The following is a 14,044-nucleotide window of genomic DNA, read 5'->3' as shown; positions in this document are numbered from 1 at the left end:
CTATTAAAGGTGGTGTAACAACACCAGCTGACTTAACAACAGGTAATATTGGTGTCGTATCTGATGGTGCTGGTACATTAAATGTTAGATTGGCAAAAGTATTAAGTGGCTTAACATCTGCTACTTACACTGATGGTGCGGGTAATACACAAACTGTAACAGGCGCCTCCTCTACTATTACTGATGGTGCAGGTAAGACTACTACTATGACTAAAGGTGGTTTATCTACTACAGATGGCACTAAGACTACAACGGTAGCACCAAGTGGTGTCACTGCTACTGATGGTACACATACCGTTAAGCTTGAAGGTACTGGTATTGATGCTGGTAACACAGAACTTAAAAATGTAGCAGCTGGTACGGCAGCAACATCTGCGGTAAATAAACAACAAATGGAAGATGCTATTAGCAAAGCTACAGGTGATGCAACTCACGAGTTCGGTGGTGATGATACTACTGTTGTAAGCCGTAAACATGGTGAGAAACTCAACATTAAAGGTGGTGCATCTACGACAGCAGCTGATCTTACAGACGGCAACATTGCTGTACTTGGTGATGCGACAACAGGTACATTAAACCTTAAGTTAGCAAAAGCTTTAACAGGTTTAACTTCCGCTACTTATACTGACGGTGCGGGTAATACACAAACTGTAACAGGCACATCCTCTACCATTACTGATGGTGCAGGTAAAACAACGTCCATGACAAAAGATGGATTATCTACCACAGATGGCAAGAATACTACAACGGTAGCACCAAATGGTTTAACTGCTACAGATGGTACAAATACTGTTAAGGTAGAAGGTTCTGGTATTGATGCAGGCAACACCGAAATTAAGAATGTAGCTGCTGGCACAACGAATACATCTGCTGTTAATAAAAAGCAAATGGATGATGCTATCAGCAAAGCTACAGGAGATGCAACTCATGAGTTCGGTGGCGATGATACTGTCGTTGTAAGCCGTAAACATGGTGAAAAACTCAATATCAAAGGTGGTGCATCTACGACAGCAGCTGATCTTACAGACGGCAACATTGCTGTACTTGGCGATGCGACAACAGGTACATTAAACCTTAAGTTAGCAAAAGCATTAACTGGCTTAACATCGGCTACTTATACAGATGCAGCAGGTAACACAACGACTGTGACTGGTGGTACTACTACTATTGCTGATGCCACAGGTAATACACAAACATTAGCGCCTACAAAATCTGAAATTAAAGATAATGCTGGTGTATCTACTGTGACTACGAAAGATGGTGTAACAGCTAAAGATGGTAGTGGTAACACTACAGCTTTAACTAAAGGTGGCGTGAGTGCAACGGATGGTAATGGACATACGACAGATCTTACTAAAGGCGGTTTATCTACAACAGATGGCACTAACACTACAACTGTAGCACCAAATGGTTTAACTGCTACGGATGGTATAAATACTGTTAAGGTGGAAGGCTCTGGTATTGATGCAGGTGGCACCGAAATTAAAAATGTAGCAGCAGGTACAACAGCAACATCTGCCGTAAATAAAGGCCAAATGGATGATGCTATCAGCAAAGCTACAGGTGATGCAACTCATGAGTTCGGTGGAGATGATACTGTCGTTGTAAGCCGTAAACATGGTGAAAAACTCAATATCAAAGGTGGTGCATCTACGACAGCAGCTGATCTTACAGACGGCAACATTGCTGTACTTGGCGATGCGACAACAGGTACATTAAACCTTAAGTTGGCAAAAGCTTTAACTGGCTTAACATCTGCTACTTATACAGATTCTGCAGGTAACACAACGACTGTAACTGGTGGTACTACTACGATTGCTGATGCAGCAGGCAATACACAAACATTAGCACCAACAAAATCTGAAATTAAAGATAATGCTGGTGTATCCACTGTGACTACAAAAGACGGTGTGACTGCCAAGGATGCTGCAGGTAATACAACGGCGTTGACTAATGGTGGTGTTAGCACTACTGATGGTGCAGGTAATACGACAGCGCTTACAAAAGGTGGTTTATCTACAACCGATGGTAAGAATACTACAACGGTGGCACCAACTGGTATGACGGCTACGGATGGAACACATACCGTTAAGGTTGAAGGTACTGGTATTGATGCAGGCAACACAGAAATTAAAAATGTAGCAGCAGGTACAACAGCAACATCTGCCGTAAATAAAGGCCAAATGGATGATGCTATTAGTAAAGCTACCGCTGATGCAACTCACGAGTTCGCTGGTGATACTGGTAATAACTCTGTCCGTAAGCACGGAGAAGTACTATCTATTAAAGGTGGTGTAACTGATACCAATAAACTTTCAGATAATAATATTGGTGTTGTATCTGATGGTGCTGGTACGTTAAGTGTTAAATTAGCTAAAGATTTGAAAGATTTAACATCCGCTACTTACAAAGATACAGCTGGCAATACAACGACAGTAACTGGTGGTACTACTACAATTGCTGATGCATCAGGTAACACACAAACATTATCACCTACAAAATCTGAAATTAAAGATAATGCTGGTGTATCCACTGTGACTACCAAAGATGGTGTAACAGCTAAAGATGGTAGCGGTAATATTACAGCTTTAACTAAAGGCGGTTTATCTACAACCGATGGTACGAATACAACAACAGTAACACCAAATGGTTTGACGGCTACGAATGGAACAAATACTGTTAAAGTAAATGGTTCTGGTATTGATGCAGGCAACACAGAAATTAAAAATGTAGCTGATGGTACAACACCGTATTCTGCTATTAATAAAAATCAGTTAGATACGGCTGTTAATCAATTACAAAATGCTACAGATAATATTTCCTTGAATATTGCAGGTGATAATGGAACTGGTAATGTAAAACTTAAAGATCAAGCATTACATATCAATGGTACAAATGGTATTACTACTAAAGCCAATGGTCAATCAGTAACTGTAGGCATTGATGATTCCATGATGAACAAAATTAATGACACTGCCGCATTAGCAAATAATGCAGCTAAAAAAGATTTAAGTAATGTTGATCAAGCTGGTAAATCTGTGATTAAGGATACAGCTGCGTGGAACGTAAAAGTAAACAGTGCAACATCAGAAGTAGTAAAAGGTGGAGATACTGTTACTTTCAATGATGGTCATAATATTACGATTACTAACAATGGTAAGGATATCACCGTAGCAACTAAGAAAGAGGTAACTTTTGATAAGGTATCTGTTGGCGGTATTACTATTGATAAGCAAGCAGATCATATCTCTGGTGTTTCATCCATTACTGGTAGTGGTTCTGGTGCACCAACTATGACGTTTAATGCACCAAATGGATCTACACCTGCTAATGTATCTATGAATAGCAATCTAGATATGGGTGGAAAACAAATTAACAATGTAGGCCCAGCTACACGTCCAACTGATGCTGTTAATAAACAACAAGTTGATCAAGCGATGAAGAGTCTTGCTGGCATGGCAGATAGTGCTGCTAAAAAGTATGCTAGTAAGGCGGGTGCTAATGCGGCTGCATTGGCTGCGTTGAAACCAATTCAATATGATCCATTAGCGCCAACACAAATTATGGCTGGTATTGGTAATTATAAATCCCAAACAGCTGTGGCTCTTGGCGTAGCGCATTATTCTAATGAAGATACTATGTTTAATATCGGTGCTTCTTTAGATAGTCATGACGCAATACTTAATGCGGGTGTGACTCATAAATTTGGTTCTAGTGCTGAAAGAAAGGCAATACCTGAACGTTATAAAGGTGGTCCGATTAGTTCTATTTATGTAATGCAAGACGAAGTATCTACTTTGAAAGAGCAAAATAGTCAAATGCAAGCATTATTAGATAAGCAATCTTCTGAAAATGCAGCTATTGTTGCTGAAAATAAAATACTTCGTGAGCAAAATGAAGAAATGCAACGTAAAGTTGATTTAATTCTTTCTAAATTGCAATAATTGACTTTAATAATCTTATTAAAGCTACGGAAAGAGCTCAATCTACAAATGTAGATTGAGCTCTTTTTATGTATTTTTTTCAAATATATAATTATAAGATAATTTTCTGGGTATGATGAAAATCATTGGTAATATTTCGAAAAATTTAGTATAATTTAACTATAAATTCAATATTCTATAGAATTTATAGATTAGATGAAGAAAGAGAGGAGATTATTGATGTCACATTATGTAGATCTAAATAGCGATTTAGGTGAAAGCTTTGGCAATTATACATTAGGCATGGATAGTGAAGTACTAAATCATGTAACTAGTGCTAATGTTGCTTGCGGATGGCATGCTGGGGATCCTCTCATTATGGAGGCCACAGTTCGTATGTGTAAGGAGAAGGGCGTAGCCGTAGGTGCACATCCTGGATATCCTGATTTAATGGGCTTTGGTCGTCGAGCAATGGCTGTAAACCCTGCGGAGGCAAAAGCCTATATGATGTATCAAGTGGGTGCATTGCAAGCCTTCTGTGATAGTTATGATGTTACATTGCAACATATGAAACTACATGGTGCTTTTTATAATACTGCTTGTGTAACCCCTGCATTGGCAGATGCCGTATTAGATGGCTTACAAGCGGTTAATCCTAATATTGCCGCTATGGTGTTAAGTGGTAGCTATATTGCTAAAGAAGCGAAACGCCGAGGTATTCCTGTGATTCAGGAAGTCTTTGCTGACCGTGGTTATACTGATGAAGGTACATTGGTACCTCGTACAGAACCAGGCGCTTTTATAAAAGACCCTCAAGATGCTTTAGAACGTGTGCTTATGATGGTTACAGAAGGAAAAGTTGTTACTAATACAGGAAATACTATCGATATTGTAGCTGATTCAGTATGCGTGCACGGTGATAATCCAGAAGCGATAGCTTTCACAAATTACATCCGTGACGGTCTTACAAAAGCAGGCGTTACAGTAGCTAATTTTCAAAACCGTAAATAGTAAAATATAGAATAGAAAATTAGTAGTAAATATGTAATAGATGATTGATGTATGAATAATTAAATAAAAGTGTGTGTGGAGGTTTTATGAAACCAATTGCAGGTAAAGCGAGCTTATCTGTCCTCTTAGGGGCAGCTTTCTTGATGGCCACGTCCTCTATTGGGCCTGGTTTTATGTTACAAACGGCAGCATTTACAAATGATTTAAAATCAGATTTTGCCTTTGCCATTATTATTTCCGTTATTTTCTCTGTTATTGCACAGTTAAATGTGTGGACTATCATTGGCGTATCTAAAATGCGCGGTCAAGATATAGCAAATAAAGTGTTGCCAGGCCTTGGCTACTTTGTAGCGTTTTTGATTTCCCTTGGCGGTCTTGCTTTCAATATTGGTAATATTGGGGGCGCCTCTATGGGTTTAAACATTGTGTTTGGTATCGATACTACGACAGCAGCGGCTATTAGTGGTATTCTTGGTATTCTATTATTTACATCCAAGAAAATGGGTGGCGTTCTAGATAACACTGCTAAAATACTTGGTACCGTTATGTTAGTATTGATTGCTTACGTAGCATTTTCTACAAATCCACCTGTGGCTGAAGCAGCTACTCATGCAGTAGCACCAACTCATTATCCTTGGCTTGCTACCATAACTCTTATCGGTGGTACTGTAGGCGGTTATATTACATTCTCTGGTGGCCATCGTCTTATTGATGCTGGTATTACCGGTCAAGAACATTTGACAGATGTACGCCGAGCAGCATTTATGGGTATGTCTGTAGACGCGGTAGTTCGTATATTACTATTCTTAGCAGTTCTTGGCGTTGTGTCCATGGGATATGTACTAGATTCTAAAGATCCAGCAGGTTCTGCATTCCTTCTCGGTGCTGGTGAAATTGGTTATAAATTATTTGGTATCGTATTCTTCTGTGCGGCCTTAACATCTGTAGTAGGTGCGGCGTACACATCGGTATCCTTCTTAAAAACATTGTTCAAAGTAGTAGAAAGAAATGAAAAATTGACCATTATGGCCTTTATCTTTATTTCTACATGTATTTTGATTTTCATTGGTAAACCAGCATCCTTATTGATTTTGGCGGGCTCTGTAAATGGCTTGATTTTGCCGATTACATTGGCTGTGATGCTCTTTGCTACTCATAAATCTGAAATTGTAGGAGACTACAAACACAATAAACTGTTATACTATACAGGATGGATTGTAGTACTTGTGACAGCGTATATTGGTGTTACATCCTTACAAGGTATTGCTAAATTACTAGGTTAATTTGATAGTTGTGAAAGTACCATTATTTTCGTTTGAAGGTAATGGTTCTTTCTGGTTATAAGAGGAGGTACCTATGAAACCTACAATTTCACCTGTAGGAGATTGCGCTATCTCTATTGATTTTGGTCAAGTGATCGATCCAAAGATTAATCGACATATTCGACAAACTATAGAGCGAATTCAAGCGTTACAATTAGATGGAATTATTGAATTAGTTCCTACCTATTGTGCGTTACTCGTGCAATATGATGCTATGCTCTATTCCTATGCAGATATGTGTCATATCATTGAGCCTATATTTTCTGAATCTATAACAGATAATGATAATGAAAAGGTGACTGTTATTGAAATCCCTACTGTGTATGGTGGAGAGTTTGGACCAGACCTTGGTTTTGTAGCGTCTCACAATAATCTAAGTGAAGAAGAGGTTATAGCTATTCATAGTGGTACAGACTATTTAGTTTATATGTTAGGCTTTATTCCTGGCTTTACCTATTTAGGTGGCATGGACCCACGTATAGCAACGCCTCGTTTATCCTCTCCAAGGACTTTGATCCTTGCAGGCTCTGTAGGCATCGCAGGGGAACAAACTGGTACTTATCCATCTGACTCTCCGGGAGGGTGGCAAATCATTGGACGAACACCAGTAACTATGTATGACATGTCTAAGGAACAAGCTGCATTATTGAGTGCTGGCGACTATGTGCGTTATGTGCCCATAGATGAAGCGGAATATAATCGTATTAAATCTTTGGGCGGGGATTATGTTCCTGTCATGTATGAGGTTGAGGTAGGTGAGTTACATGGCTATCAATAATTTTCAGAAATCATCTATCTACATTAATGCACCTGGTATGTATACAACTGTTCAAGATGAAGGGCGCGTTGGGTTTCAGCAATATGGTATGCCTGTAGCAGGGCCTATGGATAGTGAAAGTTATCTCTTAGGTCAAGCTCTCGTAGGCAATGTGAAACCAGCAGGAGCTTTAGAATGTACCTTGTTACCACCAACATTAACAGTGAAAGGCACATGTATTGTTGCTTTTACTGGGGCTGATATGGAACCAACTATTAATGATGTACTAGTGCCTCGATATATTCCGATTCTATGTCATGAAGGTGATGTTATTTCCGGTGGTTTTAGCCAATGTGGTGTGCGCATGTACATTTCATTTTCTGGTGGTATCGATGTACCTAGTATCAATGGTAGCGTATCTACACATACAAAGGCAAAAATAGGCGGCCTCGAGGGACGACCATTACAAAAGGATGATGAACTTGGTATTAAGGCTTTTACCAGAGATGATATGTATGTATGTGATTATCGTGATGAAGGACATACTTTATTCAATACAGCCTTGTATAACCGAGGCGGTCGAGAATGTCATGAACCGTTACGCGTTGTTTTAGGTGATCAAGCAAAGCATTTCACAGAAAATGGTATTAAAACTTTTAGGGATAATATCTATACATTGACTGTCGAGTGTGATCGCATGGGATTCCGTTTGGATGGTCCTGAAATTGAACACGTAGACAGTGCCGATATCATTTCTGATGGTGCTGTGTTCGGATCTATTCAAGTGCCATCGAATGGTCATCCTATTGTCCTTATGGCAGATCGCCAAACCACTGGTGGCTATACAAAAATTGGTACTATCATTACTGCCGATTTACCTCGTCTTAGTCAATTACCGGTAGGGGATGGGATTAGCTTTAATCTTGTATCCATTGAGGAAGCTCAAGATATATACAGAGCATATATGAATCGTTTACATAAGCGTATCAAATTAGCATATGAACAAAGTATATATGTATTTACGGTTAGGTAAGCATAGAAAAAATAATATACTATAATCCTAGAACAGCTATCTTGTAGAGTCATCACTATGAGATAGCTGTTTTCGTTTTTGCATTACCAAGATTAATCTTGATAACCTATTAGGATGAAACTTTATAATGGTTGGTTGAAAATGAAGAAATAATGAAAAAGTATTGGTAAAAATGAAGATAAGATGATATAATGGCGGCAAATATGAAAAAAGTGTATTAAGAGTGAGTTTATTCGTATATCAATCGACAGTTAGTGTACATACGCTAGAGAGGAGTGCAAAGGTTACTATGAATACTACTTTTAAAACTATTTGGTTAACAACTAAACACTATTATACAATTGCATCTGAATTATCTAATACAACTAGAGGGAAAAAGAAAATTTTAGTGGCAGCAGTATTAACTGCATTAGCTATGTCTGGTCCCTTACAAGTAGGAGCGGCAACTATAAATCCAACTCTTACTAATTTAGACTCAGCTGAGTTTGGCCTTATTACAGATCATAAGCATAGCATTATTAACAAAGAGAAAGCTCAATTCTTTGCTGGCGATGTAAATACTGCTATTACTGCTAATGGTACAAAGCTTGAAAATACGAATAACTTGGATACTGCTGAATTTACTATGGATGGTATGCAGGCTGACTCCAATGGCAAGCTCGTACGTTTTAGTACACATGGTATTAAGGCTGGCAATCAAGTGATTGAAGGCGTAAAAGCTGGTGTCTCAGATAGTGATGTTGTAAATGTAAAACAGTTAAAAGACTCTATTGCTAATATTGGTAATTTGGCTGTCGATACTGCTAACATAAAACTTGCTTATAAAGCAGATGGTAATACCGCGAAAACTACGAGCTTGAAGGATGGCTTGAATTTTACCTCTGGTAATTTTACAACCGCTTCTGTTGGTGATAATGGTGAAGTAACGTACAATGTAAAAACATCTAACTTAACCGTTGATGGTACTGGTAAGGTTACTGGTGAAAGTGGCGTAGCTACATCAGATAATGTGGCAACTGTAATTAATCGAGTCGTAGAACAAAATACTAGTGATACAAAAGAATTGAAACAAGCTATTAGCAACGTATCCTCTGAAACACAACGCATTGGTGCTCATGCAGCGGCTATGGCAGCGTTAAAACCAATTCAATACGATCCTATGGAGCCAACACAAGTGATGGCAGGTGTAGGGAACTATCGTGGCGAAACAGCTGCAGCCCTTGGCTTAGCTCATTACACAAATGAAAATACCATGTTGAATGTAGGTGTTTCGTTTGGTAGTCATAATATGGTAAACGCTGGCGTGACACATAAATTTGGCTATAGTCCAGAGAAGAAAAATATCCCTGATCGCTATAAAGGTGGTCCTATTAGCTCTATTTATGTTATGCAAGATGAAATGACACGTATGCAAGCCAAAAATGATGCACAACAAGTTGAAATTGAACAACAACGAGCTGAAATTGAGTCCTTAAAATCTATGGTACAACAATTAGTAGGAAGACATTAATGTCTGAACATCTATTTCAAATACTAAAAAATGTAAATAGTATGAAGGTTAGTATTTAATATTTGATGACGTGTAAAAAATTAATATATTTACAGAAATACTGATAGTATATACAAATATAAAGGCTGTTATATATGTGAGTTTAATCATATATATAACAGCCTTTTTTTAGTGTTATATATTAAAATTACTAATTGATTTAATCTGTATATGTAGGGGAAAATGAAGGCTTTGTATCTCAAATTTTAAATTTATAAACAAAATATATATAGAGCATAGTATGTTTATAAAAACATCGAAAATGGTCGAAATAAAATTGCTTTGTATTAATTATATTTGATAGAATGGGTTATATGAATTTTAGATGAGGGAAGCTTTAAAAAATTGAGGAGGAGGGATTACGATTAATATTGGGATTACCTTTTTCTGGGGTAAGTCGTATAATCACATCTGGTCAAATGGGGCCGGACAGAATATGTACTTTTTAAAACAGTGCCTAGAACAAATTGATGGCGTCGATTCCGTTTATTTTGTGTACTGGCGAAATGATAAGAATACATTGTCTGACAATATGCGATTAGATTTGATGGATATCGAGATTTATGATAGCGATGAAGTCATCGATAAAACTGATGTTTTGATTGAGGGAACATTAACATTAGAACCACAAATCGAAGCGGAATATCGTAAACGTGGTGCCAAAATCGTGTCGTACCGTATGGGGAATGATTTCATTGCCGATATGGAAAAGATGGTTCACGATAAACCTGGTGCCCGTGCTTTTAACGGTACGAAATATGATGCTGTATGGATGATTCCACAGCATATGAATACGAATCGTTGCTATTTAGAAATTATGACAAAAGCTCCTGTATATGAGGCTCCTCATTTATGGAATCCATTGTTTTTAGACCATATGACTAAATCTATTGAAGAACCATATACCTTTGGTTATGAACGTGGTCAAATGAAAGCGAATGGGGCTCGCGTCTCTGTATTGGAACCGAATATATCGGTACTGAAAAACTGTATGATCCCAATTTTGATTGGTGAAGAGGCTTATCGGAACCATCCAGAATTGGTAAAGCATATATATTTATGTAATACCTATGACATCAAAGACAATGATGCCATTTTTAATTTTATTGGCTATACATCAGCCGTTAAAGCTAATGTGATGACTGTTGAAACGCGTCATATTACGCCGCATTTTCTTGCAAAATACACGGACATTGTGCTTTCCTTCCAATGGGAAAATGCATTGAACTATGTATATTATGAGGCATTATATGGTGGTTATCCACTAGTACATAACTCACCAATGTTAAAAGCACACCATGTAGGCTTTTACTATGATGGATTTGATGCCTATGACGGTGAACGTCAATTGATTAGTGCTATTAAATCCTATGATGATGATTTTGAAAGCCATAAAAAATGGAATGATAAACTCATTGATTCGGTGTCACCATTCAATAAAGAAAATATACTCAAATATCAAATATTGTTAGAAGAATTAGGAGTAAAAGGTTAGTATGAATAAGATCTTTAAGGTTATTTGGTCCAAATCTAAACAGTGCTACGTAGTAGTATCTGAAATGGCTAAAAACACGACGGGGAAAAAGAAAATCGTTGTAGCTGGTATTTTGGCATCTTTAATGATGCAGCCATTGGCGACTATGGATGTTGCTGCTACTGGATCATTTGCCGGTTCGTCAAAAAAAGGTACTATAGCGATTAATGGTACTTCATCTGGTGGTGCCAATGCTACTGAAGAGAATGCGATTGCTATCGGGCAAAGCTCAAATGCTTCAGGTCGTGGTAGTATTGCTTTAGGCAATGATACTTCAGCTGCTTGGAATGCTTTTGCAGGTGCTTGGAATGCAAAGGCGACAGGAAAAGGATCTATTGCAATAGGTCAGGCTACAGCTAACAGTGAAAGTGCAATTGCTCTTGGTACAAATACATCTGCTACTGCTAATAGTGCTACTGCAATTGGTACAAGTGCAGTTGCATCTGAAAGTAGTGCGGTAGCAATTGGTAATGCAGCAAATGCAAGTAAATCTGATGCAATTGCTGTAGGTACAAGTGCAGCTGCTTCTGAAAGTAATACTATTGCATTAGGTAAGAACACTCAAGCTAAGACTAGCCAAGCTATTGCTGTTGGGGAAGGTGCAGTTGCTGATGGCACTGCAACTATTGCAATTGGTGCGGGTAACAGAGCCACTGGTTGGGGTGCAACAGCAGTAGGTAAGAATGTACAAGTTACAAAAGAAAGATCTACTGGTCTGGGCTGGGACTTAACTGTTGATCAATCAGCGGCTACACTTGTAGGTTATAACTCTCAAGTACATGCTAATCAAGGTACAGGTCTTGGTTCTACAATTAATATCACAAGTGCTGCGCAATACGGTACAGGTATTGGTTACCAAGTAGATGTAAGCGGTAAGAATGCTGTAGCTATTGGTTCCAGTGGTGATACTGGTACTCATACTGCTGCTAGCGCTACGGATGCTGTATCTATTGGTACCGCTACAGTGGCTTCTGGAGAAGCAGCTACAGCTATTGGTAAAAAAGCAGCTGCTAGTAAAGCAAATGCTATTGCCTTTGGTACAAGTGCAGCAGCATCTGAAAGCTCTGCTACAGCTATTGGTTATAATGCAAAAGCAATTAAAGAGAATGATAACGCATTTGGTGCTAGTACTACTGCAAATGGTGGTGGTGCTACTGCAGTTGGTTATTTAGTCAATACTACAGGTAATCAAGCTTTTGGTGGTGGTTCGAATACTACTGTATCTGGCACGGCAGCAGTGGGTATTGGGTATAGTAATACAGCATCTGGTGATCGCTCTATCTCTATTGGTAGTGCGTATAATGGTACACAAACTGGTGCTACAGGTGATTATTCTGTTGCCCTTGGTGCTGCAGCACGTGCTAGCAATGAAGCTAGTATAGCAATTGGTAAAACTACAGCTGCCTCTGAAACTGGTGCTACAGCTATTGGTAATGCTGCAACTGCAAGCAAAGCTGATACTGTTGCTTTAGGTACGAGTGCAGCGGCATCTGAAAGTAATGCAGTAGCAATCGGTAAGAATACAACTGCATCTGGGCTTGACTCTGTTGCTATCGGTGGTGAAACAAATGCAACTGATGCGGCTAAGGCAACAGGCTCAAGATCTATTGCTGTTGGTGCCAAATCTGCAGCATCTGGTCAATCTGCTATTGCCTTAGGTGATACAGCTGTAGCTAGTGGTCTTAACGGTGTCGCACTTGGTGTAGAAACAAGTGCTAGTAAAGATAGCGCCGTAGCAATTGGTAATAAAATTACTAGCAGTGGTAAATATTCCGTAGCTGTTGGTTATTCTACAAGTGCATCTGCAGAGAGTGCATTAGCACTAGGGAATGCTACAACTGCTAGTGGTGAACATGGACTTGCCCTTGGAACACTAGCAGCTGCTTCTAGTACAAATACAATTGCAGCAGGGCATTCTAGTGTAGCTAGTGGGTTAGCAGCTACTGCAATCGGTCTTTCTGCTAAAGCACAATCTGATGGCACAATTGCTCTCGGTCGTCAAGCTGTTATCGACAATCAATCCGCTAGCAGCATGGCATTAGGTGATAATGCTAAGGTAACACAGGCGACCTACGCAACAGCTCTTGGGGCTAGTGCTAAGGCTAAGAACTATCATGCCGTAGCCTTAGGCGCAGATTCTGAAACAGAAGATAAGGTAAGTACTGCAAGTATGACAATTGCTGGTAACAGTTATAACTTTGCAGGTGATACAGCAGATAGCACGATTTCCGTTGGTTCTAGTACTGTGAAACGTACTATTACGAATGTGGCAGCTGGTCGTGTGTCTGCTACCTCTACTGATGCCATTAACGGATCTCAATTACATGCTGTAGTTCAAGCTGCTGAAAGTACAGCTACTGCACTTACAAGCGTATCTACAGCAGCTAGTTCTGCTCTTGTAAAAGCAACGAGTGCAGAATCTAAAGCTGATGCAGCAGTTTCTACAGCTAACTCTACAGCTGATGGTTATAATGCAGCCAAAGCGGCGATCTCTAGCTCTGCAGCAGCCGCAGAAGCAGCGGCAACAAAAGCGATATCTTCTGCATCTGTAGCAAGTACAGCTGCATCTAATGCAAAAGTAAGTGAAACCAACGCGGCTTCCTCAGCTACAGTTGCTTCTACAGCAGCTACAACAGCATCTACAGCAGCAACAAAAGCAGCATCCTCTGCAACAGCAGCATCTACATCTGCATCTAGCTCTGAAAGCTCTGCAGTTCGTGCTGAAGCAGCAGCTAATAAAGCTGATAGTTCTGCTACAAAGGCAGCAAGCTCTGCAACAGCAGCAGATTCCTCTGCAACAAAAGCAGCTTCTAGCGCAACAGCAGCAGATAGCTCTGCGACTAAGGCAGCATCCAGTGCTACAGCAGCAGATTCCTCTGCAACAAAAGCAGCTTCTAGCGCAACAGCAGCAGATA

At 39.3% G+C, this 14,044-nt stretch carries 8 protein-coding genes; all 8 read left to right on the top strand.

Going from position 1 to position 14,044, the window contains the following annotated elements:
• Positions 1-3,944, top strand: a 3,944-nt coding sequence (locus RWP19_RS08985; RefSeq protein WP_314357394.1) for a YadA-like family protein, incomplete at its 5' end; no start/stop codon positions are given.
• A gap of 219 nt (positions 3,945-4,163) precedes the next feature.
• A complete protein-coding gene (locus RWP19_RS08980; RefSeq protein WP_314357393.1) occupies positions 4,164-4,934 on the top strand; it encodes a 5-oxoprolinase subunit PxpA in 771 nt (256 codons plus the stop codon).
• An 86-nt stretch (positions 4,935-5,020) separates the two neighbouring features.
• Positions 5,021-6,217: an NRAMP family divalent metal transporter gene (locus RWP19_RS08975; RefSeq protein WP_295259827.1), complete on the top strand. Its 1,197-nt coding sequence runs from the start codon at positions 5,021-5,023 to the stop codon at positions 6,215-6,217.
• 73 nt (positions 6,218-6,290) lie between these two features.
• Positions 6,291-7,034, top strand: a complete 744-nt coding sequence (gene pxpB, locus RWP19_RS08970) for a 5-oxoprolinase subunit PxpB (RefSeq protein WP_314357392.1) — start codon at positions 6,291-6,293, stop codon at positions 7,032-7,034.
• Positions 7,021-8,046, top strand: a complete 1,026-nt coding sequence (locus RWP19_RS08965; protein WP_314357390.1) for a biotin-dependent carboxyltransferase family protein — start codon at positions 7,021-7,023, stop codon at positions 8,044-8,046. Before pxpB ends, RWP19_RS08965 begins: the two co-directional genes overlap by 14 nt.
• 289 nt (positions 8,047-8,335) lie before the next feature.
• The gene (locus tag RWP19_RS08960; RefSeq protein ID WP_314357388.1) at positions 8,336-9,556 is read left to right on the top strand and encodes a YadA-like family protein; all 1,221 of its coding nucleotides are present in this window, start codon (positions 8,336-8,338) and stop codon (positions 9,554-9,556) included.
• A 415-nt stretch (positions 9,557-9,971) separates the two neighbouring features.
• Positions 9,972-11,090 carry a DUF2827 family protein gene (locus RWP19_RS08955; RefSeq protein WP_314357395.1) on the top strand — a complete coding sequence of 373 codons (1,119 nt, stop codon included), beginning with the start codon at positions 9,972-9,974 and terminating at the stop codon, positions 11,088-11,090.
• Position 11,091: 1 nt separating this feature from the next.
• On the top strand, positions 11,092-14,044 hold a 2,953-nt coding region (locus RWP19_RS08950; RefSeq protein WP_314357387.1), incomplete at its 3' end, for an ESPR-type extended signal peptide-containing protein.

It is taken from the genome of uncultured Veillonella sp., from assembly GCF_963522475.1.
In the GTDB taxonomy this organism is placed as follows: domain Bacteria; phylum Bacillota; class Negativicutes; order Veillonellales; family Veillonellaceae; genus Veillonella.
Note: the sequence above shows the minus strand (reverse complement) of the source record. Positions and strands in the feature narration are given on the sequence as shown.

Excerpts from the sequence above, each read along its gene's own strand:
- RWP19_RS08980 (WP_314357393.1), top strand. The coding sequence starts at position 4,164 with ATGTCACATTATGTAGATCTAAATAGCGATTTAGGTGAAAGCTTTGGC.
- RWP19_RS08965 (WP_314357390.1), top strand. The coding sequence starts at position 7,021 with ATGGCTATCAATAATTTTCAGAAATCATCTATCTACATTAATGCACCT.
- pxpB (WP_314357392.1), top strand. The coding sequence starts at position 6,291 with ATGAAACCTACAATTTCACCTGTAGGAGATTGCGCTATCTCTATTGAT.
- RWP19_RS08975 (WP_295259827.1), top strand. The coding sequence starts at position 5,021 with ATGAAACCAATTGCAGGTAAAGCGAGCTTATCTGTCCTCTTAGGGGCA.
- RWP19_RS08960 (WP_314357388.1), top strand. The coding sequence starts at position 8,336 with ATGAATACTACTTTTAAAACTATTTGGTTAACAACTAAACACTATTAT.